Below are 21,977 nucleotides of genomic sequence, written 5' to 3'. Positions count from 1 at the left end.
AGGCGGGAGGTGTGCATCCGTGAGCGATACACTGTTCGTTTTTTTAGTTATCTTGGCTGCATCATTTGTCTTCAGCACGCTTCTAAGCCGCATTCCACTTTTGCGCATTCCATCTACTGTAGGCTACCTCATGTTTGGAATGGTGCTGCAGTCAAAGTTTATTCACATCACAGATAGTGAAATCCATTGGCTTAACCACCTTGCAGACTTCGGGTTGCTTTTTCTCATGTACGTCTCCGGAATGGAAGTCGACGTACGGCAACTTCGCCCAAGCAAGTGGACAGGCAGGGGACCGTCCATCCTGTCAATTGGATTGTCTATTTTCTGCGCAACATTGCTCATCAGCTTTGGAGTTGCTCTGTGGATGTACAGGTTAACCCCTCCACCAACCAACCCTTACATGGTCGCTTTGCTGTTTTCCACAACATCACTCGGTGTCATCCTGCCCATTTTGGAAGAGTCGCACCTCTTACACAAACAGTTCGGACAAACACTTCTTGTTAGTGCATTAATAGCAGATTTTCTTACCATGCTATTGCTCTCCATATTCATCAGCGGTCAAACTGCCGGAAGCCCAAGCCAAGTCCTTCTAACGCTAGCTATTGTGCCGTTTGCGATCGGGGTCTACATTATTTTGAGAGGCGTTCAACGACTGCCTTGGTTAAGAAACCTCGCTGGGGACGTACAAGTGCGAATCCGCGCCATCATCGCGTTACTCGCAGTCACGACGGCATTGGCTGACTTTACAGGTGCGGAACCGATCCTGGGGAGCTTCCTCGTTGGCATGTTGGTTTCAGCACTTCCGTTTTCCTTAAAGGGAAAACTCCGCGATTACAGTCACGGGATTGGCTATGGATTTTTCATTCCGCTGTTCTTCATTTCCGTAGGTCTCGATTTCGATTTTCACTCTCTTAGATCACATGAGGCACTGATGTGGATACCTGTACTTATCGTCGCAGCGTTCGTTGTCAAACTCATCCCATCCCTGTACCTTGTACGCGGGTTCGGGTGGCGGAAGTCCCTAGCTGGGGGATTCCTCTTGTCTGCGAGATTGAGCCTTATTGCCGCTGCCGCTCAAATTGGTGTACGCATTGGTACACTGTCTCACGTGCTGGCTGATTCCATCATTTTGGTCGCCATCATTACAAGTATGATCGGACCGATTCTCTTTGTTGCGTTATACCCGACTCGAACTGGAACTTAACGTGAATTCGTCATCGTCACTTCTGGTGAAGCACCTTAAACTGATTTACTGCCCCGCATTCCGGACATTGTGCTTGAACGGAAAGCTCAACGAAGTTGCCCTTGATGCCAGTCACTGAAACGGTGGCATCGATTTCGTTGCCGTGTGAGATGATGACGCCTCCAAATACATCTCCCGTCCAGGGCATCATGTTCTCACACGCAAAACACGTATGTGACGCATGCAATTCGTGGTTGACCATACCGCCACCTCCAACTATAGATTGATCCGATCCAGAAAGAAGCATACAAAAAAGCAGCGATAACAATACGCTGCTTTCATCAGTGCACAAAATTTTCTCGTAAGGTGCTTCCTTGTACGCCGGGCGCTTACTCTCCTCCACGCGCCGCAATACGGAGAAATCGATTGTGTTCTCGTTCAACCCCAAACGTGGTGGATTCCCCGTGTCCAGGGTAAATGACAAGGTTGTCATCCCACTCTAAAATCCGTTTTAAGGATGCATCCATTGCTCCAGGACTCGCTTTGGGTAAATCCGTTCTCCCTACGGTACCGCGAAACAGCGTGTCCCCGGTCAAGGCAAATTCACGTCCGACAAGGCATACTCCCCCGGGGGAATGACCTGGTGTGTGCCAAATCGTGAACACCTCGCCAGCGAGATTCACGGTATCACCGTCGCGATAGTACTCGTCTGGTGCGTTCAACGGTTCTACATTGCGCTGGATCCACTGCTGTGTTGAGGCCGGTGTCGCATCCCAGACGCCTTGGTCATCCGGATGAAGGTAACTAGGGCAGTGGTACTTGTCACGCACGATATCGACGCCGAGAACGTGATCGAAATGGGCATGCGTGTTCCAGTTCGCCTCGACTTTAAATTCGTGATCGTCAATGTAGGTGAAGACTTGTGTGAGGTCGGTGTCGCCGGGATCGACAATGACAGCTCGTGCCCCCTTGTCTAACGACTCGGACAACACATAGCAGTTTGCTTGAATGGGACTCACGACAAAACGACGAATTTCCATGGTTCGCCCTCCTTCATACAAGTACCGGTAGAAACGCCTAGAACATCTTCTTGCTGTCCAATAAAATGGTAACTGGGCCATCGTTGACGAGGTGCACATCCATCATGGCGCGAAAGACTCCCGTCTCAACATGTAACCCGAGATGTCGGAGTGCATCATTAAAAAACTCGTATAACCGCACTGCATCCTCCGGTCGCGCGGCATCGGCGTAACTGGGCCGGCGGCCCTTGCGGACGTCGCCGTACAATGTGAACTGGCTAACCGAGAGAATGCTGCCTTTCACGTCAAGAACGTCGCGGTTCATTTTTCCATCGTCATCTTCAAACACGCGCAGATGGGCGACTTTTTCAGCAAGGTAATTTGCATCCGACTCCGTATCGCCTTGGCCGACGCCGACCAACAGAACGAGGCCAGAATCAATCTCACCTGTGACTTTGCCCTCAACTTCTACACGAGCAGGCCCACTTCGTTGAACGATGATTCTCACGGTGACTCCCCCCACTTGCGAACAGCTTATTGAACCATTCTGCGTACGCTGTAGATGTCTTTCAGCCTCTTTAATCGCTCCACAACACTGCGCAAATGGTCTAAATTTCGAATGCGAACACTCATGTGAATGTGAGCGATCTTTTTCGCATCCGCCCGCTCACTCACGGCTGTGATTTCCGTCTTGGTCTCTGCGATGGCGTTCAACACTTCGTTCACGAGTCCATGCCTGTCCATCGCGGTGACTTCTATTTCGGCGTTATACGACCAATCTTTGTTCGTTGCCCACTCCACATCCAACGTGCGCGTACCGTCGGCCGTCAATGCCTCCACGTTTGGGCAATCCGTCCGGTGCACCGAGACACCTCTACCGCGTGTGACAAAGCCTACGATGTCGTCACCCGGAACTGGGTTACAGCAACGGGCAAACCGGATCAAGAGATTGTCCACACCCTTGACGCGAACACCGGTATCCGACGGTTTCTGCTGTGATTTTGACATGAGCGACAGTGAATCAACGGGCTTGTCTTCCTGCAACCTGCGCTGAGCTTCCACGAGACGAGTGACCACTTGGGCTGCACTCAATCCACCATACCCGACAGCGGCAAACAGATCTTCATCCTTGGCGAAACTGAACTTCTGCAAGGCTTCAGCCATAAACGTTGGACTCATCAGGTTCCGCGGCTCGAGACGTTGCCTGACCAATTCCTTTTCGATCAGTTCGCGCCCACGCGCAACGTTTTCCTCACGCTTCTCACGTTTGAACCACGCGCGGATCTTGCTTTTCGCCTGTGAAGATTGCACGATTTTCAACCAGTCACGGCTGGGACCGTAACTGTGTTTCGACGTGGCCACTTCCACGATATCTCCGGTCCGCAGGCGGTAATCGAGGGGCACCATCTTCCCGTTCACCTTGGCGCCAATGCAACGGTTGCCGATTGCCGTGTGAATCCGATAGGCAAAGTCGATGGGCACAGAACCTGCAGGGAGTTCGATCACGTCGCCTTTGGGCGTGAAGACGAATACCTGGTCAGAGAATAAATCGATCTTCAGGGTCTCCATGAACTCCTGAGCATCCCGAAAATCCTGTTGCCACTCGAGCACTTCCCGGAACCACGCGAGCTTTTTGGCGAAGTCACCCTCCGCCTTTTGACTCCCGGTTTCTTTGTAGACCCAGTATGCGGCAATACCGTACTCGGCCGTTTGGTGCATTTCCCACGTGCGAATTTGAATCTCCAGTGGTTCACCGTTCGGTCCGATCACAGTCGTGTGCAAGCTCTGGTACATATTCGCCTTCGGCATGGCGATGTAATCTTTGAAGCGGCCGGGCATGGGTTTCCACATGGTGTGAACGACACCCAGCACGCCGTAGCAGTCTTTGATGCTTTCCACTGTGACGCGGATGGCGAAGAGATCGTATATCTCGTTAAATTCCTTGTGCTGTGTGTTCATCTTTCGATAGATACTGTAGATATGCTTAGCCCGGCCACTCACTTCGGCTTTGAGATTCAAGTCTTTCAATTTATCCCGGAGGATGTCCATCACACCGTCAATAAACTGCTCACGCTCTTGGCGCTTGCGAGCCATCAAATTCACGATGCGGTAATACTGTTGTGGGTTGAGATAGCGCAACGAAATATCTTCAAGTTCCCACTTGATAGTGTTAATTCCTAGACGGTGCGCAAGCGGAGCGAAAATCTCGAGCGTCTCTCTCGCCTTGCGCCGTTGCGCCTCCGGATTTTGATACCTGAGTGTGCGCATGTTGTGTAATCTGTCCGCAAGTTTAATGATGAGTACCCGGATATCCTTGGCCATGGCCATGAACATCTTGCGGAGATTCTCCGCCTGCTGCTCCTCACGAGAATCGAATTTGATCCGTTTCAGCTTTGTCACGCCGTCGACAAGCGCAGCCACCTCGGCGCCAAAATTCTGAACGATATCGGCATCCGTTACAGGTGTGTCTTCGACGACGTCGTGCAGCAAACCAGCCACGACAGCCGTGGCATCCAATTGCAACTCGGCAAGGATGAATGCCACAGCGAGGGGATGGGTGATGTACGGTTCGCCCGACATCCGTTTCTGCTCTGCATGTGCACGCTCAGCGAACAAGTACGCCGTTCGTACACTTTCCACGTCATCTGCGTCACAATACGATTGCATCCGCTCACACAAGACATCTATCGTCAGGTCAGACATACCATACCACCTCCCACTCGCCGATTCTCGGCATGTTAATCATCATATTGAACAAGCGTATGGACTGGGATGCCCTGGAGTTTATCACGACCAGAGAGCGGCAACAATTCGATGAAGAACGCCGCGCCTACGACATCGCCGCCCAACTTCTGTACCAACTCGATCGTTGCAGCCATCGTTCCGCCCGTGGCGAGCAAGTCATCTGCAACGACGACCTTTTGCCCCGGTTGAATGGCATCTGTATGAATCTCCAGGATATCCTTTCCGTACTCCAAATCATACGTGACGGACACAGTTTCGCTCGGTAATTTCCCCTTTTTCCGCACCGGGACAAAGCCAATGCCAAGGGAATATGATAGCGGCGCGCCTACGACATAACCACGTGCCTCGGGACCAATAATGACCTCTGCACCCCAGTTTTTGGCTTGCTCTGCCAACGTGTTGATTGCTGCCTTATATGCATCACCGTTTCCCAACAACGGCGTGATATCACGAAAGAGAATACCTTCCTTCGGGAAATTCGGTATATCTCGAATCCAGCTTCGGTAATCTACTGTCAATCAAATTCTCTCCTTACGTCAGTTCCACCAGTTGTGTACGCAGGTGCGCCTGGTAGGACACAGCCTCACGCAAATCGCGTGGGCGGACTGCCTCAAGAACATGATACGCACCATTCTCGCAAGCGGCAAATCCCAACTCGACAAAAGTTTCTAAAATGACATCTAAATCGTCAATATGATGTTCTTTCGCCAGCTGATCAAATGCTGTCTCCGGAACGACACGCCCTTGCAATAAATGCCGGTACACTCGGGCAAACACTTCCCGAACGACTGGTTTCCGGAGTACCCATCCGTCGACAACGCGTAATTGTGCCTTACGCCGTCCTTGCCAAACGTTTTCTTCCAGCTCCACGACAAGGGCCATGCGCTGACCAGCAAGGCTCTTGTCCCGCATTCGCTCAGGTGCCTGAAACCAGACTGCGTCCGCTTCAACCGCGCCTTCCTGCAAGCGCAATCGCACGTGCGATCCGTCCCCAAGCGGCGTCAACTTCGTCACGACCGCGGGACCAATAAAAAACCGCAGGGGCTCATTCTCAGGACCATAGGGCGAAAACTTCAATGTCCAATCAAGCATATCTAACGTTGCCTCTTCAAGGGGCAAAAAATCATCCGCCACGACTGCCGCTTCTTGCTTCTGAACCGCACCAATTGCCCGGACAGCCTCACGAAATGCAAGACGAAATTCCCCTACTTTATCTTTTCGGACACCGCAGCCCACGGCCGCATCGTGCCCGCCAAAGTGGTCCAGCGACGATTCGCAGGACATGAGCGCATCGTGAATGGAAATGCCTGCCGGTGAGCGTCCAGACCCTCGTAGAATGTCCGTTCCCATGTCTGACAAGACAATGGCCGGACATTGGTAGAGATCAGATAGTTTCGCCGCCACAATACCCACAACACCAAGTGGCCACTCACCTGCTACGACAATGGCACCCGGCTCCTCGTGGCCGTAGATCTCCTGCACCTGTGCCTTGGCTTGCAGGACGGCCTCGTCCGTGCTTCGTTTGCGCTCAGCATTCAATCGTTCGATCTCGTCCGCATATTCGCCAGCCTTCGGCCGCTTATCCGCCATCAACAGTTCAAATGCGGCCGTTGCGCTCGCCATTCTCCCGGCCGCGTTCATTCTCGGCGCAATTCGCCACGAGATGCTGGTCGCGGACAGTTCATCCGGTACGACACGCGCTCGCTCACAGAGCGCCAGCCACCCCGGCCGGCGACACCCGCGCAAAGCTGCCAGGCCTTCACGAATCAAACGACGATTCTCTCCCCGCATTGGCATGATATCACTGATGGCTCCAACGGCGGCTAAGCCCATCAACCATTCACGGTGGTCGGACGGAGCTTGAGATATTTCGCGCAGGGCTTGTAAAGCCTGACATACCTTCCACGCGACGCCCGCACCGGACAGGACAATGGCGTCGTTTGGCCGTTCGTGTCGCGACCAGTGTACGACAGCGACACAGCCTGGCAGCGGCGAGGAGCCTGGTTCGTGGTGATCAGTCACAATCACATCAACACCTAAGCGTGAACACCGTTCAAGCGCTTCGTCAGCGCGAATCCCATTGTCGACCGTGACAATGAGGGAAGCCCCCATTTCATGTGCACGGTCAACCAAGCTGGCACTCAGACCGTATCCATCCGTCACACGCTCCGGAATCAAACAGTGCCAACGTGCTCGCCGAGTCTCCAGTTCTGCCGCCAGAATCGTGCTGGCGGTCACGCCATCGACGTCGTAGTCGCCGACGATGACGATCAGTTCGTCGTTATCTACCGATTCTAAAATCCGCTCCACAGCCACCCGCATGTCCTGATAGTCAAACGGGTCGGAAAATTGCTCGTGCGCGTAGAGGAAGCGACGAGCCTCCTGTACTGTCGAGATATTTCTGGCCACCAACCAACTTGCAACTCGACGCGGAAGCGCCAATGCTTTGGCCAACTCATCCGCTGCGTAGACTGGAACGTTAGCGGTCAACCACAGCGGAACTTTCGTCGTCATTTCTGTTCTTCCCTTCATTCGTTGCCCCATAGTACGGATTTACGTGAACAAACACATCTTGAACCCGTTCAAATTCGGACCGCATCTCTCGCCGCACACGAGCCGCGATGTCATGCCCTGCTGCCACAGTGACCTCTGCGTCTACACCGATTTCCAAATCGACAATGACATACTGACCGTGGTCACGTACGCGAATATCATCAAGCCGCCGCACGCCGTTCACGGATAGGGCACATTCTACGTAGGGTGCAATATTCTCTTCTTCCAGTACAACCCGGTCCATTAAACTTTGCAATGAATCGCGCGCGATACCAACAGCCATTTTGAAGACCAGGATAGCCACAAAGATGCCAGCAACGGCATCCATGTAGCGAAGCCAACCGACATGGATGCGCGTACCAAGGACCGACAAAACAATCCCGATAAACGCAGCGAGAGATGAGTAGACGTCAGACCTGTGATCATAAGCACTCGCCATCAAACTCTTGCTGAACAACTTTTTACCAAGACGGTAGTTGAAACGAAATAAGAGTTCTTTGACAACCATAGCTGCAAAAGCCGTATAAGCAGCCACCATCTCCGGTTTCGTCGGATCATGAAAGAACGAAGTAGCGGATGAATACGCAACTTCAATGGCGGCTGCTACCAACAAGCCTGCCACGATAGTCGCCGCGATCAGCTCCGCCTTCCCGTGACCGTACGGGTGATCCTCATCCGGTGGCTTACGGGCAATTCGGAGACCGATGATGACGGCGAGCGAACCGACGAGATCGGCTGCTGAATGAACTGCATCCGCGATGAGCGCATTGCTCCCTGCAATAACCCCGATAACACCCTTCGCTACAGCCAACAACACGTTGAATAGGGCATTTATAAACGCCATCCAGCTCCCTTGCCTCTGAACGTTTGCTTGGCTACTCAAACAACTGCACCTCGTTTTTGATCATCTCTACACAGCGTACCCGAAGGGACAATAAAAGATAAAGAAAGCGCTCCGCCCGGAGCGCTTTCTGGTGCGACCTCATCATTAAGCCGTATGCGTTTTTACGCCGGATTTACCTTTCTTCAACGACCGTCCACGCCATACGACCCACAGCGGACTGGCGATGAAAATTGAGCTGTAGGCTCCGCTGACTAAGCCGATGATGAGTGCGAACGTGAAGTTTCGGATTGAAACGCCCCCGAAGAAATAGAGGATTACGGCAGCGATGAGTACGGTAATGACTGTGTTAATCGATCTCGACATCGTCTGCCATAAACTGCGATTGACCACTTGCTTGAGCGTCTCCACATCCTTCGGCTTGACAATTTTGAGGTTCTCACGGATGCGGTCGAAAATGACGATGGTGTCATTAATGGAGTAACCGACGATTGTGAGGATGGCAGCCACAAACGTCAGATCGACTTCACGCCGCAACAAGGCAAACGCGGCAAGCACGATAAAGGCGTCGTGCAAAAGAGCAACGATGCCTGCGACAGCGAAGCGAAACTCAAATCGGATGGCGATGTAAATAACGATAAATGCGGCGGCAATCAAAATAGATAGTGCTGCCTTTTGAGCCGTTTGCTTGGCCACATACGGATCAACCGTGTCTACTTTTGGCGCAACTGTGGCCTTCGGAAAATACTTCGACTCCGCTTGGTCAATTTGACTGATCTGGGTTGGTGTCAGCACTTCCGGAAAACGCACAATGGCCACATTGCGCCCTGTTCCCGCTACAGTGACTGCAGTGTTGTCCACCTTGAGTCCGACAGAGTTGAACATCTGGCGAACTTTTGTTTCGTCCACCTGTTGATTCAACTGCATTTGTACCCGTGAGCCGGCTTTGAAATCCGTGCCCAAATTGAATCCAAGGGTCGCAAAGACAACAATACCAGCAACGGTGATCAGGCTGGAAAGAAGGAAGAACCACTTACTGAGCCGGATGATATCAAACTTAGGCTTCATCGTTCTTCAACACCCCTTTCCCTACTCCATACCACCACGGTCGTTTGACCACGCCTGAATTCGTAAACGACAGCAACATCATACGGCTAAGTAGTACCGCCGTGAGGAGGCTGACGATAATACTGACCATGAGAGCCACCGAGAATCCGCGAATGTCACCTTGGCCAAACCAGTACATCACAGCACCAGCAATAAATGTGGTTGCGTTCGAGTCGATGATGGCACGAAGGGCATTCTTGTTGCCGATTTTCACAGCGGATCGCAAACTGCGACCCTGTCTCATCTCGTCTTTGATGCGCTCGTACGTGATGATGTTTGCGTCCACCGCCATACCGACACCGAGAACCAATGCCGCGAGACCCGATAGGGTCAAGACGACATGAAGGCCATTAAAGATCAAAATCGTCAGGTACCCATACGCCACAAGGGCGATATCCGCGATGAGACCCGCCATGCGGTAAAGCACGATCATAAAGAGGAAAATGAGGATGATCGCAATCATTCCCGCGTACAGTGTGGCTTGAAGGCTAGCTTGACCGAGCGATGGGCCGACACTGGTCTCACTTTGTAGGTGCAGTGGATACGGTAACGCGCCTGCGTTAATTTGGCTCGCCAACTGTTGACACTCTTGGGGCGTCGTCAACTGCGGGCCATAAATGACGCTGTCACCGGTAAACATTTTTTCATTAATAACTGGATCGGTGAGAAGGTTGTCGTTCAAGAAAATGTAAATTGGTTTACCTAAGTATGTGCTGGTAATATTCTCCCACTTTTTCGGATCCTTAAAAGAAATCGCCACTTCGTTTTTGCCCGTATTGGGATCTTGAACATACGACGCGTTACTCTTCAGATCAGCCCCAGTTGCGAGCAGTTTTCCTGCAGGTGCAATTGGTGCTCCCGTCTTCGGATCCATCTTTGCACTGGAATACATTGCGAGCTGTGCCGTCTCACCAATCGTCTTGGCAGCTGCAGCTTGGTCTTTCACTCCAGCTAGCTGTACGCGAATCTGGTCGCGACCCTCCAAGTCGATGATGGGTGACGCGACACCGAGGTTGTTGACCCGCAGCTCAACGGCCTGTAACAAAGCCTGTTTACCGCTCTCGGTTATGTGTTGTCCACTGGACGGTTGAATCTGATACAGTAAATCAACGCCGCCCCGCAAGTCGAGTCCCAAAGGGATCTTCTTTGCAATCGGCATCGCCGTGCCCACAGTCAGCCCGATGACGACTGCGACCATGACCAAGAACGCCATGAAGCGTCCCCATTTCATAGGTTGTCCTCCTTACATACGCCTGGCCATCCGTACTGAATCCACGTGATGGCATAACATATCTAGTATACGCAACGACAAAATTCGTCGTCAAACCTGCAATTTTGCCAATGATCTACGAAAGCGAACCTTTATAAGCCGAGATGGTCTGGTAATTCATGAAATCCATCACACGCATCGATAAAATAAATTCCACCAATTGATGTAAATGTGTGTCAGAAGGCAGCTTGGCACACACAAATTCCCAAACTTCCTCTAGCTTTACCTGATCATAGCCGAGTAAACGGAACTCTTCCACTTTCGTTGCGCACAAGTCCATCAGTTCTTTTGCATGAGGTCGAATGTGAGTGGCTTCAAGCGGATTCAACGTCCCCAACTCCTTTTTTCCGTAGACTGATCTATTCCACGGAGGCCCCTCAATTCCTTTGCGGAATCTGCTGGAGAAACATGGACTAGGCACCTCGCCTGTCGCATAAAGATTAGGGACAGCCTGTCTCGGGACTGGACAGGAAACCGACACAGACAGAACAGGAGCGTTGCAGGGTGAATCGTCAAACATTCCTTCACGGCGCACTTGTATTGATGATTTCCGGACTGGTTACACGGGTCATGGGCTTCGTGTACCGAGTCTTACTCACGCGTCTTATCGGCGCACAAGGAATGGGCCTGTTCCAAATCGTCTTCCCGATTTTGGGACTCGTTCTCACCTTTGTCACGGCCGGTCTTCCACTCGCCATCTCGAAACTCGTGGCAGAAGCGGTAGCTCAAAATGACAAGGCTCGCGTCCGCCGTATTATGCGGATCAGCGTCTGGATCGTCGCCGTTTTGGCCATTCTCTTTACGATTCTCATGGTGGTTTGTCGGCACGTCGTAGCAAATCGCTGGTTGACTGACCCGCGCGCGTACCCGGCTTACTTGGCGATGATTCCTCTTATCGGCGTGATCGCAATTTCGAGCCTTTATCGAGGCTATTTTCAAGGCTTGCAGGATATGGGGCCCACTGCATGGGGACTGATCCTAGAGCAAACTGTGCGCATCATTAGTGTCTGGATACTGGCAGCCTACTTCGTGCATATTTCTCTCGCCTACGCGGCAGCGGCTGCGATGATGGGGATGGTTTTAGGAGAATTGAGCGGGCTTTTGTTCCTAGTTTTCCAGCAACGTCGGCGAGGAAAATTGGACGACATCTTGCCAAACGCGGACAATCGAACAACGGAGACCACTCGGGACACCATCCGCGCCATGCGTGTCATTGCCCTTCCAGTTACCTTGAGCAAACTCATTTGGTCCATCCTGTTCGCAGCGGAACCTGTATTGGTGATGCGAGCGCTTAAGCACGCAGGGTTTTCAACGGTCATGTCGACGACGATGTATGGTCAATACAGCGGCATGGCCATTCCCCTCCTCGTGTTTCCAACCGTATTCACCGGATCACTAGCAACCAACTTAGTTCCATCCGTGTCAGAGTCCATTGCGGCCAATGAGGCGTTTCGTGTTCGCATTCGTCTTGCACAAAGCTTCACAGCGACCGCTATGGTGGCGTTCCCGACGGCTGTCGTGCTGACGATGTTCGCAACGCCGCTCACACACTACATCTACAAAGAAGGATCAGTGGGACCGATCCTAGCCGTCATGGCCCCGTTCATGTTTTTCCTTTGTCTGCAAGCGCCACTCACCGGAATCCTACAGGGACTAAACAAGACTGGTATCGCTATGACGAATTCCATCATCGGTGGCTTGCTCAAATTGCTGCTCATCATCCTGCTGGCGTCTCGTCCAACCATGGGTGTACTCGGGGTGAGTATGGCGACGGCCGCATCATTCAGCGTATCCTGTATTCTCAACCTGTGGTTCGTTGTACGCTACGTTGGTTTCAGCATTCGACTCCACTCGTTGGCGCGAGTCGCCGTTGCTTCGTGCGGAATGTTCGTATACATGCAAGCCATCACAATGCGACACACAGAGCTGCCTCTGTCATCGTTGATGCTTGCCGTGATCGGCGGATTTATTCTCTACTTCGCACTTCTCTGCGCACTTCGCGTTCTCACGTCCCGCAACATCAGACGGGTGCCGCGAGTTGGCCCATGGCTCTCACAGGTTGTAAAGTGGATGCCATTCGCAATCTGACAAGTGACCCGATGGTCACTTGTCCTCCCCATTGCCCTTGTGCCTATCCTTTTCGTCCCGAGCGTCTCGCTCATCAATCCAAATATTCCCTGAGGCATCCACTGAAGCGTAAAACACATCGCGCAAAGATGAATAACCTCTTCGTTTCATTTCATCCGCGAGCCATGTTTCGTCTTGTTTCAGGATTGAAAGCGTTTTTTCAACCGGGTAACCGTCCACAATTAACGGCATGGGAATCGTTTCAGTGTCCACCATACGTCCGATATCACGTGGTGTAAGGGGGCGTACAGCTGCCTTGGGAAAAACACTGAGTTGTCCAGAAGTCTCTAAAATGGCAAACTCCACGTCGGCCACATTGCTTACGCCTTTTTCACGGAGCTGCGTCATTAAGTCGTGAACCGAATAGCGAAGTCGCTTCATTTCTCGATCCTTCACTTGTCCATGCTCGATTAGCACGGATGGTTCCCCATCGACAAAATGACGAAACCGATGACTTTTTATTTGCAAGAAGGCCACAATGGTTTGAAACAAAACCAGCGAGCCGATTGAAATAACGGATTTATAGAGGGGGACCTGTGTGTCTTCCATGGGCAAGGTAGACAACTCAGCGATCATGACCGACACAACGAAATCAAACACCGACAACTGGCCGATTTCCCGCTTCCCCATCACTCGAAGAGCGACCATGACCAACAAGTACAAAACAAGAATACGAATGGGAAACTGCCAATCCGGTACTTGGACCATAAAAAACACTCCTCCCGTCGGGTAGTATGACCCAGTGGGAGGAGATGCCATGCATGTCGATGATGACCATTTCTATCAAGCCATCGATTTGCCTGATTCCGTATCCAATTCAGCAAATAAGTCAGCAACGCGATTGAACAGATCGGCACCATCGACGACATCTTTGAGAATACTGTGCGTAGCTCTGACCCGCAAACTCAAAATGATGTTTTCACCCACGGTGTAACGATGTGAAGCAATGGACCGGGTGACACGTTCTTGGACGCCCGCAAGTTCTGACTCACCTACGCCCGGTAACAGGATGAGAATTTCGTCCCCACCGTAACGACAAGCGAGCTCGCCATGCCGCATGCACTCACGAATAATCACGCCTGTCTGTCGAAGGACTTGGTCACCGACATCAAACCCAAAGGTGCTGTTGATGGAACCAAATTGATTCAAGTCGATACAGATTGCGCCCCACTCCGTCGACCCATGCAGAACATCATCGCGAACGCGAATGTTGACCAGATGAACGGTATACAAGCCGGTCAAATCGTCGACAAACAACTGTGCATCAAATTCGGGCGTGTACATCGCGGTACGGTTCCGGCCGCGCTGTTTGGCCCCCCAGTACATGGCGCTATCCGCTTTGAGCAGCAAGTCCCGATCATTTTCACTGTCGTCCGGGCAACTCGCTACCCCAATACTCACCGTAATCCCTTGCAATTTGTAACCTTGAAATTGAACCGTCAATTGCCGAACAGCTTCTCGAAGTCGCTCAGCTGTTTCAAACGCAGCTTGCCTTCCGCAAGGAAGCAGCAGGGCAAATTCCTCACCTCCATAGCGAGCCGCAATCGCATCGGAACCACCGAGGTTTGAAAGCAGCCTGCCGACGTCCCGAAGCACGGCATCGCCCGCCAAGTGACCGTACGTGTCGTTGAACTTTTTAAAAAAGTCGATATCTACGATCACGACAGAAACCGGCCTCTTCTTCTGAACACTGTCCGTGACACGTTTGCTCAGTTCCTCATAGAAGAAACGGTAGTTATATAGCCCTGTCGCTGCATCTCTCCTCGTCCGTTCCTGCAGTTCCTGATACAGCCGAGCGTTTTCAAATAGTACCGAGACTTGATTTGCGAGGGCTGCGACGAACGGCATACTGTAGCCAAAGGCATGCGGACGCTCCGCGTAACAGACGATGGCACCTTGAACCTCCAAGTGCGCGTGCATCGGTGAAATGGCCATACTCAAAAATACCGGTATATCACCGTCGAAAATGACACGTTTGTCCCGACGTGTGTCGGGAATATTGACATATTCTCGATGCCGGATGGTTCGCCAAATGACGCCACCACGCGACTCGGGGTACCCGTCCTTAGAAAATGACGCTGCACGCGTGTCGGGATACACCACTTCGGGTATGAGCACCTGTCGATCACGATCCAAAAAAAACACAACCACCGCATCAGCCAACGTGATGAGCTTGGTGATCCGAGCCGTCTCAAGGGCAATGGCGTGAATATCGAACTCGCTTGCCAACCGTGTGGTGGCCGCATGAATCATCTGAAGCTCTCGCGTTTGGCGATGGACCCGCAACATATACGCAAGAATGACGATAGGCAAGAAAGCAATTGGCGCGGTCAAAGGATGTACTGGCCCCAACGCGATGGTCAGAAAAGCAAATGGCAGACACACTGCCATGTTGGCGATCTCAGTGAACAATGCCGACCACATGACGGATACCAGAAATGTACCGCGAGCAAAGTGCAGAAGGTTGATAAAGAGGTGATTAAAAACAAGAAAAACGAGTGCTGACACGATCACACCCAAAATCAGATGCCCCGTAATCCCGTCGTTCGTCTGGACGTGGAACAGCAACAACGTACGAGCCATGAAAAAAACACTTAGGGCATATTGACCGGCGTTGAAATAGGACGTCACCCAGTTGAACTGTTTCTGAAATGCCGGAGCAATGATACCTGCGACAACAACGGCCCACATGACAGGGGCCGTATGATACACCACAACAGCACCGATGGGAACAACCGGAAGTAGCGAACTGAGCCCCTGTCGGAGAGGGATTGGCATAGCTTCCAGCAAAGTTGAAAGCATTACAAGAAAGAGGAATACTGCGAGATGCGTTTGCCACAACAGTGGAACGTAAAAAAGCGCGACAAGAAAGCCTACAGAACCGATCACAAAGCTGAGGCCTAATTGCCGGCGTAAGGCGACTCTGTCCATCCTTACGACCGCCTTCCTCCGGCACGCAATTGGTTTCATCCTGTCTGACCAATAGGGAAGTTTCGCGGCAGCGTGCTTGCAATTGAACTTTTAGAACATTTTATCACAAGTTCATATTTCATCGAAACATAGAATAGATTGTACCAAACTTGTACAAGAGGTGACCGTTCATGTCCTCCTCCCAGGAATCCGGACGGCTTGCGGCATTACGCCGCTTTCCGATCCTGTACGGCTGCTTTTGGTCATTACTGCTTGCCGCCATCGGAATCGTCATTGTCTTTCTCTTGGCTCAGTACGGAAACTTGCAACCCCGCGGCATCACGGCAGCGGCTTACATCATCCACTGTACGGCCGTGTTCTTTGGATCCATTTCTGCAAGCCGCTGCGTCGACTCTCGGGGGTGGTTCTACGGCGGCCTGACCGGTCTCCTGTACGCCCTCTTGATGGTCGCTATCGGGATATTTGTTTACAACACGTTCACCATCGACGGAAGCGGACTGTTCCGCGTCTTACTGATGGCGGTGATCGGAGCTTTCGGAGGCATGATCGGCATGTCCACACGCCGCGACGACTGAGTCGCAGCGTGTGGATGCGCGCTTATGACAGCATCCACCCCTCGCGCAGCACAAAAAGCTCCCCCGACAGCCGTCAACTGCTCGGCTGCTCTCAGGGAAGCCCTTTTTATCGCGGGGTTCGTGCCCCACGCGATGCACTCATCTCAGTGTTCGTTTTGTCGTGATGCGTCGGAAGTGTGATCACGCTTGTCCGCATCAGCCTCAGCGTCATCATCCTCAGCCGGCTCTTCTTCGTGATCCACATACTCTTCTTCATCGTCGTCTTCGTGTTCAGGTGCGCCAAGTTCATGCGATGGTGCATTTGTGCCAAATCCGTTGCCTTCGCTGACAACGCGAACAATGGCGCGTTGGTCCATTTCAAGTTCAACGCCTTCCGCGACGCGAACGACGACAATATCATCATGCATTTCGGCAATCTCGCCGTAGATGCCCGACGCTGTCATAATTTTCGCACCTGGTCCAACCTGTTTCATCATTTCAGTTTTTTTCTTCTGTTGACGCCGTTGTGGGAGAATCAACAGGAAGTAAAACACAATCACCAAAATGACTAAAAATATCAAACTGTTCGCGTGCATTAATCCACATCCTCTCGCTGTCCAGTATAACCGTACGATTGGTAAAATTCTCGTTTAAATTCCAAAAACCTGTCCTGCTCAATCGAGATTCGAATATTCTCCATCAGCTTCAACAGAAAATGCACATTATGGTAACTGGTCAGCCGCAATCCGAGAATTTCTTCCGCTTTGAGCAGGTGCCTGATGTAGGCTTTTGTGAACGTCCTGCAGACGCGACAACTGCACGATTCGTCGATGGGTGAGAAGTCATCCTTATAGCGGGCATGCTTGAGGACGACCTTCCCATTCTTCGTGAACACCGTGCCGTTACGAGCGATGCGCGTGGGCAGCACGCAGTCAAACATGTCAATGCCACGCTCGACGCCTTCAAACAAGTCATCCGGTGCACCGACACCCATCAAATAGCGAGGTTTGTCCGCTGGCAACAACGGAGTCGTGTGGGCCAGGACCTCGTACATGAGTGGCTTCGGTTCGCCCACGCTGAGGCCGCCGATGGCGTAGCCGGGGAGATCGAGATCGATGAGTGCTTCCGCCGCTTCGCGCCGCATGTCAAGATGCTCGCCGCCTTGAACAATCCCGAACAAAGCTTGTTCCTCCGGTCGCCGGTGAGCTTCCTTGCAACGCTTCGCCCAGTTAAGCGTCCGATCGAGAGACGTCCGCAGGTATTCACGTGACGCCGGGTATGGTGGACACTCGTCGATTTGCATAATAATGTCCGCCCCCAGAGCGTTCTCGATGGCCATGACGGATTCCGGTGAGAAGAAACGTGGGCTGCCATCGATGTGCGAACGGAAGGCAACTCCCTCGTCTGTGATTTTGCGCAGGCCCGACAGGCTGAACACTTGGAAGCCGCCGCTGTCGGTCAGTACGGCACCAGACCAGTTCATGAAACCGTGCAACCCGCCGGCTCGCTCAACAATGTCCTCGCCAGGGCGCAAGTGCAAGTGATATGTATTGGACAGAATGATTTTCGCACCGAGCTCTTCCAGTTCCCAAGGTGCCATCGTCTTCACAGTCGCCTGGGTTCCGACCGGCATGAACACAGGTGTCTCGATCACGCCGTGCGGTGTCGTCACGCGGCCACGGCGCGCATTCGTATCCTTGCAGCGGCGGATGAGCTCATACCTTACTGGTGCTGTCAACTGTGCCCCTCCTTGACAGAAACATGGCATCACCAAAGCTAAAGAACCGGTACTCATGTTCGACGGCTTCTTTGTACACTTGCTTGGCAAAGTCTGTGCCCATCCACGCTGACACGAGCATAAACAATGTGGATTTAGGCAGATGGAAATTCGTGATCAAGGCATCCGCTATGCGGAACTCATATCCCGGATAAATGAAGATGTCCGTCTCCCTCGCACCAACTTCCAGCTTGCCCGACGCGCCAGCACTCTCAAGCGTTCGAAGTGCGGTCGTACCGACGGAAATGACGCGTCGGCCCTCGGACTTAGCCCGGTTCACGGCAGCGGCAGTCTCCTTGTCAACTTCGTACCATTCGCTGTGCATCTCGTGTGCTTCGACGTCCTCGACTTGGACGGATCGAAACGTGCCGAGGCCCACATGCAGTGTCACATAGCGAATGTCCACGCCCATTTCGCGGATCTCGTCGAGCAGTCGCTCCGTGAAATGAAGCCCAGCTGTGGGTGCCGCAACTGAACCTGCCGTCTTTGCATAGACCGTTTGATACCTGTCTTTGTCATGAAGCGATTCATGAATGTATGGCGGTAAGGGCATCTCTCCAAGCCTGTCCGCAATGCTTTCAACCGATTCGTCGGTCAGAAACTCAACCTCGCGGATTCCTTCATCGCGAAGTCCGACGATACGAGCAGTAACTTGTCCGGCGCCCTCGCCAATTTGCAATTCTGTGCCCTCTCTGAGACGTTTTGCTGGCCGAGTGAGTGCGAACCAGCGACGGGGTTCGTCCGCTGGGCGAAGAAGAAGCAACTCAATGTGCGCACCCGTGTCTGTCTTGATGCCGAACAGGCGCGCCGGTATGACCTTAGAATTATTTAAGACCAAGACATCGCCCGGCCGAAGATACTCGGTAATGTTCCGAAAGTGCCTGTGCTCTGTGGTCTTCTCAACCGGATCGACAACCAGTAAGCGGGAGTCTTCTCGTGAAGATAAAGGGGTTTGAGCAATCAACCGTTCGGGGAGTTCGTAGTCAAAATCATCAACCCGCAACCAAATACATTCCTTTCAACGTGGGTCTGAGCCTCCATTATACAGGTTGTACAATTCCGTGCTCGGACACGCTTTATTATACTTGGAATGACTGGCGAGGCAAAGAAAGAGGGTTGAAAGTCGGGCCAAGCGGTATCGTTTGACCCGTGGATCAGTGCTGTTGCGTGGTTTCTGACTGCTGGACAATGGCTGCGACCTCGCCGTAATGCCCGGAATCCAATTGCTGTGTGCCAGCTTGCATGTCATGTACCTGTGCTAAAACCCGCTGCAAATTGGATGACGTGATATCCTGCAACTGCACCGGGATACCGACTTGCTTTGCCAGTAAATACGTCGCATATTTTCCGGGGGACACTTTCGCCTTCATTGCATCATCCCAAACGGCATTCGGTAAACCAATGCTGTACACGGTAGCCGAACTCGTCGCAAGTGTGTGATGGGCCTGAAGGGCGGCATCCACGTCGGCAGCGGCCTGTGATTCCAGGCGGCTCACATCGCGATTACCCTGTGCAGAGGCGGCTGCCACGATGATGGTATCGTGTGATGGCAAAAGACCCTGTGCAACCATTTGCCCTACAATGTCGCGAATTGCAGTGTTCAGTGAAACGCCCCGTACGTGAACGGACTTGGCGATTTCTTTACCAGGCGCGTTCAAACCATCTACGCCTAGCACAGTGTTGTGATCGCTCAAATCGAGGCTGACGCTCGGGTTCGCGTCGAGTGAGACAAACGCGTATGCCTGCGCTTTAGGTGGGGACACAAGGACTGCGTGAAGAACCCCAATGCAGAGCACCGCTATCGCAGCAACGCTCGCCACAGCGGAGCGAAATCGCCATCGTGGCACACCGTAACTAGAAAAGGCACCGACGGCAATTAAATCACCAACTTGCGCTGACTGACCCAGCCGAATCCGCTCAAACTGCCCACGGCTCGTCAAGATAATGGCACGTCGTCCTTCGATTTCCATAACGATCCCGCTCGTCGCTTTTGTCATCACTCACACCTCCTTTGCTTCGGCCAAATACGATTGCAATCTCGGAAAATCACCGGTCATGAGCAATACGACGGCCAGGATGTACTTGCGTTGGCGCTCCATGGTCTTGCGTGACACATGGACACGGTCTTCGAGCGCCTTTAGGGGAAGAGATTTGCGTCTCTCAACAAACTCCATCAGTTCCGGGTCATCCGCGATGACTTTGCCGATGCGAAAAGCATTTTGTCGTGCGTCTTCGTGCTTCGGAGAAATCTGAACCAACTCCGAAAACGATAGATCGTACTCTTTAAGACATTGCTTATACTCTTCGATCTCATAAGACCGAAGCGTCGACTCCTCTTGGAGCTGATGGTTTGCGAGCGACGTACTCACTTCTGCGTAATTGGTCACATTCTCCTCGTCGTCGACCACATCGAACTCACTCCATGGCAACTGACGCCTGTCCCGCGATTGGGACCGAAAAAAGTCAATCAACCTACGTCGGATGATGGTCTCGGCAAAGGAAAGGAACGATGATTCGCGCTCTAGGTCGAATCGATCGATTGCCTCGTTGAACGCTGACAGTGCAATACTAAACTCGTCGTCGACATTCTGGTCGATATAGCGATGCGTCGTTTGCGAAGCAATTCGCAGAATGAATGGAACGTAATCCGAAATGAGCTTGTTTCGATCCCGTTCGTCCCCCGCTTTGGCACCGTGGAGGAGTCGGGCTAGTTCTTTCCGGTCATCCGTTCGACGAGTGCGAAAAGGTAGGACTCCCACACGTTCCACCTCGCTTTAACATCATTCGCTTCATGTAATCCACTTAAGGGGGTCGCCCCCAACTCAAGTCCTACTGTTAAGAAATACCGGAATCGGATGAATCCTCCCCGACAAAAGTCCGACCCAGGTGGTGATAGCCGCGCCGTGTGACGATGCGTCCCCTAGGTGTTCTCTGTAACAGACCCATCTGCAACAGATAGGGTTCATAGACGTCTTCCAATGTGTCGGATTCCTCACCGATGGCGGCTGCCAACGTATCTAATCCTACAGGTCCACCCGCAAACTTGTCGATGGCCGCTAGGAGGATTCGTTCATCGACGGAGTCAAGGCCGAGGTTATCCACTTTCAAGCGCGTAAGTGCATCCGCAGCAGCCGGCTCGTCGATGACGTCCTGTCCTTTCACCTGCACGAAATCCCGCACTCGCTTGAGTAGCCGATTGGCAATTCGCGGCGTCCCTCGCGCCCGGCGGGCAATTTCTTCACAGGCCGTTTCCGTGACGGCAACTTGCAAGACGTCTGCACTCCGACGCACGATTTCGGCCAATTCCTCCACTGGGTAGTAGTCCAGATGCAAGATGACACCAAACCGATCCCGCAGCGGTGCCGATAACAGCCCGGCTCGCGTCGTTGCTCCCACTAACGTGAATGGCGGCAAATCGAGCCGTACAGACCTTGCAGAAGGTCCTTTCCCAATCATGATATCTAGAGAAAAGTCCTCCATCGCGGGATACAGAACCTCTTCCACCGACCTGGACAACCGATGTATTTCGTCAATGAATAACACGTCGCCGGGTTGAAGATTGGTTAGTAATGCAGCCAAATCCCCAGCTCGTTCAATAGCGGGTCCCGAGGTGACGCGAACATGCACACCCAATTCGTTCGCAATAATCATTGCTAGAGAAGTTTTTCCTAACCCCGGAGGCCCATAGAGCAGGACGTGATCGAGAGATTCACCACGTTCGCGGGCCGCTTGAATGAAAATTCTAAGGTTGTCCTTCACCGCGCTTTGACCGATGTAATCGTCCAAGAAACGTGGCCGAATCGAGTCGAGTGTCGTGTCTTCCCGCGTCCACTCGGCAGAAACGATTCGCTCGTCCATACTTTTGCCTCC

Annotated in this window: 21 protein-coding genes; 3 read left to right on the top strand and 18 right to left on the bottom strand. The window is 52.5% G+C overall.

What is annotated here, in order from left to right; translation table 11 throughout:
- Positions 1–19 precede the first annotated feature (19 nt).
- Positions 20–1,204, top strand: a complete 1,185-nt coding sequence (locus tag NZD86_RS08160) for a cation:proton antiporter (RefSeq protein WP_268046016.1) — start codon at positions 20–22, stop codon at positions 1,202–1,204.
- A 16-nt stretch (positions 1,205–1,220) separates the two neighbouring features.
- Here the strand turns inward: NZD86_RS08160 and NZD86_RS08155 are convergent, their stop codons facing one another.
- From NZD86_RS08155 to NZD86_RS08110, 10 genes are all read right to left on the bottom strand, one after another.
- On the bottom strand, positions 1,221–1,445 hold the full coding sequence (locus NZD86_RS08155; RefSeq protein ID WP_268046015.1) for a hypothetical protein: 225 nt from the start codon (positions 1,443–1,445) through the stop codon (positions 1,221–1,223).
- 127 nt (positions 1,446–1,572) lie between these two features.
- Positions 1,573–2,223 (bottom strand): MBL fold metallo-hydrolase, encoded by a 651-nt coding sequence (locus NZD86_RS08150; protein WP_268046014.1) that lies wholly within the window; start codon positions 2,221–2,223, stop codon positions 1,573–1,575.
- 37 nt (positions 2,224–2,260) lie between these two features.
- A complete protein-coding gene (dtd, locus tag NZD86_RS08145; RefSeq protein WP_268046013.1) occupies positions 2,261–2,710 on the bottom strand; it encodes a D-aminoacyl-tRNA deacylase in 450 nt (149 codons plus the stop codon).
- Positions 2,711–2,736: 26 nt separating this feature from the next.
- On the bottom strand, positions 2,737–4,905 hold the full coding sequence (locus NZD86_RS08140; protein WP_268046012.1) for a RelA/SpoT family protein: 2,169 nt from the start codon (positions 4,903–4,905) through the stop codon (positions 2,737–2,739).
- Between the two features lie 35 nt (positions 4,906–4,940).
- On the bottom strand, positions 4,941–5,465 hold the full coding sequence (locus NZD86_RS08135) for an adenine phosphoribosyltransferase (protein ID WP_268046011.1): 525 nt from the start codon (positions 5,463–5,465) through the stop codon (positions 4,941–4,943).
- 13 nt (positions 5,466–5,478) lie between these two features.
- Positions 5,479–7,461 (bottom strand): single-stranded-DNA-specific exonuclease RecJ, encoded by a 1,983-nt coding sequence (gene recJ, locus NZD86_RS08130; protein ID WP_268046010.1) that lies wholly within the window; start codon positions 7,459–7,461, stop codon positions 5,479–5,481.
- Positions 7,427–8,383 (bottom strand): cation diffusion facilitator family transporter, encoded by a 957-nt coding sequence (locus NZD86_RS08125; protein WP_268046009.1) that lies wholly within the window; start codon positions 8,381–8,383, stop codon positions 7,427–7,429. The genes recJ and NZD86_RS08125 overlap by 35 nt, the downstream gene beginning before the upstream one ends.
- Positions 8,384–8,488: 105 nt before the next feature.
- On the bottom strand, positions 8,489–9,409 hold the full coding sequence (gene secF, locus NZD86_RS08120; protein WP_268046008.1) for a protein translocase subunit SecF: 921 nt from the start codon (positions 9,407–9,409) through the stop codon (positions 8,489–8,491).
- On the bottom strand, positions 9,399–10,679 hold the full coding sequence (secD, locus tag NZD86_RS08115; RefSeq protein ID WP_268046007.1) for a protein translocase subunit SecD: 1,281 nt from the start codon (positions 10,677–10,679) through the stop codon (positions 9,399–9,401). The genes secF and secD overlap by 11 nt, the downstream gene beginning before the upstream one ends.
- Before the next feature lie 115 nt (positions 10,680–10,794).
- Positions 10,795–11,046 (bottom strand): post-transcriptional regulator, encoded by a 252-nt coding sequence (locus NZD86_RS08110; RefSeq protein WP_268046006.1) that lies wholly within the window; start codon positions 11,044–11,046, stop codon positions 10,795–10,797.
- A 176-nt stretch (positions 11,047–11,222) separates the two neighbouring features.
- Here NZD86_RS08110 and spoVB point away from each other — a divergent pair, with 176 nt between their 5' ends.
- Complete coding sequence (gene spoVB, locus NZD86_RS08105; protein ID WP_268046004.1) at positions 11,223–12,806, top strand: stage V sporulation protein B; 1,584 nt, start codon at positions 11,223–11,225, stop codon at positions 12,804–12,806.
- Positions 12,807–12,821: 15 nt separating this feature from the next.
- Here spoVB and NZD86_RS08100 read toward each other — a convergent pair whose 3' ends face one another.
- Together NZD86_RS08100 and NZD86_RS08095 are read right to left on the bottom strand one after the other, a co-directional pair.
- Positions 12,822–13,553 carry a DUF421 domain-containing protein gene (locus NZD86_RS08100; protein WP_268046003.1) on the bottom strand — a complete coding sequence of 244 codons (732 nt, stop codon included), beginning with the start codon at positions 13,551–13,553 and terminating at the stop codon, positions 12,822–12,824.
- A gap of 75 nt (positions 13,554–13,628) precedes the next feature.
- Positions 13,629–15,776, bottom strand: a complete 2,148-nt coding sequence (locus tag NZD86_RS08095) for a sensor domain-containing diguanylate cyclase (protein WP_268046001.1) — start codon at positions 15,774–15,776, stop codon at positions 13,629–13,631.
- Positions 15,777–15,946: 170 nt separating this feature from the next.
- On the opposite strand from NZD86_RS08095, the gene NZD86_RS08090 reads away from it, so the two are divergent.
- Positions 15,947–16,351, top strand: coding sequence for a TIGR04086 family membrane protein (locus tag NZD86_RS08090; protein ID WP_268046000.1), 405 nt, complete (start codon positions 15,947–15,949; stop codon positions 16,349–16,351).
- A 143-nt stretch (positions 16,352–16,494) separates the two neighbouring features.
- Here NZD86_RS08090 and yajC read toward each other — a convergent pair whose 3' ends face one another.
- From yajC to ruvB, 6 genes are all read right to left on the bottom strand, one after another.
- Positions 16,495–16,926 carry a preprotein translocase subunit YajC gene (yajC, locus tag NZD86_RS08085; protein WP_268045999.1) on the bottom strand — a complete coding sequence of 144 codons (432 nt, stop codon included), beginning with the start codon at positions 16,924–16,926 and terminating at the stop codon, positions 16,495–16,497.
- The gene (tgt, locus tag NZD86_RS08080; protein ID WP_268045998.1) at positions 16,926–18,068 is read right to left on the bottom strand and encodes a tRNA guanosine(34) transglycosylase Tgt; all 1,143 of its coding nucleotides are present in this window, start codon (positions 18,066–18,068) and stop codon (positions 16,926–16,928) included. The genes yajC and tgt overlap by 1 nt, the downstream gene beginning before the upstream one ends.
- Complete coding sequence (queA, locus tag NZD86_RS08075; RefSeq protein ID WP_268045996.1) at positions 18,046–19,110, bottom strand: tRNA preQ1(34) S-adenosylmethionine ribosyltransferase-isomerase QueA; 1,065 nt, start codon at positions 19,108–19,110, stop codon at positions 18,046–18,048. The genes tgt and queA overlap by 23 nt, the downstream gene beginning before the upstream one ends.
- A gap of 151 nt (positions 19,111–19,261) precedes the next feature.
- Positions 19,262–20,104 (bottom strand): anti-sigma factor domain-containing protein, encoded by an 843-nt coding sequence (locus NZD86_RS08070; RefSeq protein WP_268045995.1) that lies wholly within the window; start codon positions 20,102–20,104, stop codon positions 19,262–19,264.
- A gap of 3 nt (positions 20,105–20,107) precedes the next feature.
- The gene (gene sigI / locus NZD86_RS08065) at positions 20,108–20,875 is read right to left on the bottom strand and encodes an RNA polymerase sigma factor SigI (RefSeq protein WP_268045994.1); all 768 of its coding nucleotides are present in this window, start codon (positions 20,873–20,875) and stop codon (positions 20,108–20,110) included.
- Between the two features lie 67 nt (positions 20,876–20,942).
- Positions 20,943–21,965, bottom strand: coding sequence for a Holliday junction branch migration DNA helicase RuvB (gene ruvB, locus NZD86_RS08060; RefSeq protein WP_268045993.1), 1,023 nt, complete (start codon positions 21,963–21,965; stop codon positions 20,943–20,945).
- Positions 21,966–21,977 lie beyond the last annotated feature (12 nt).

Source organism: Alicyclobacillus dauci (assembly GCF_026651605.1).
GTDB lineage: Bacteria > Bacillota > Bacilli > Alicyclobacillales > Alicyclobacillaceae > Alicyclobacillus > Alicyclobacillus dauci.
This window is presented reverse-complemented; position numbering and strand designations above follow the sequence as displayed.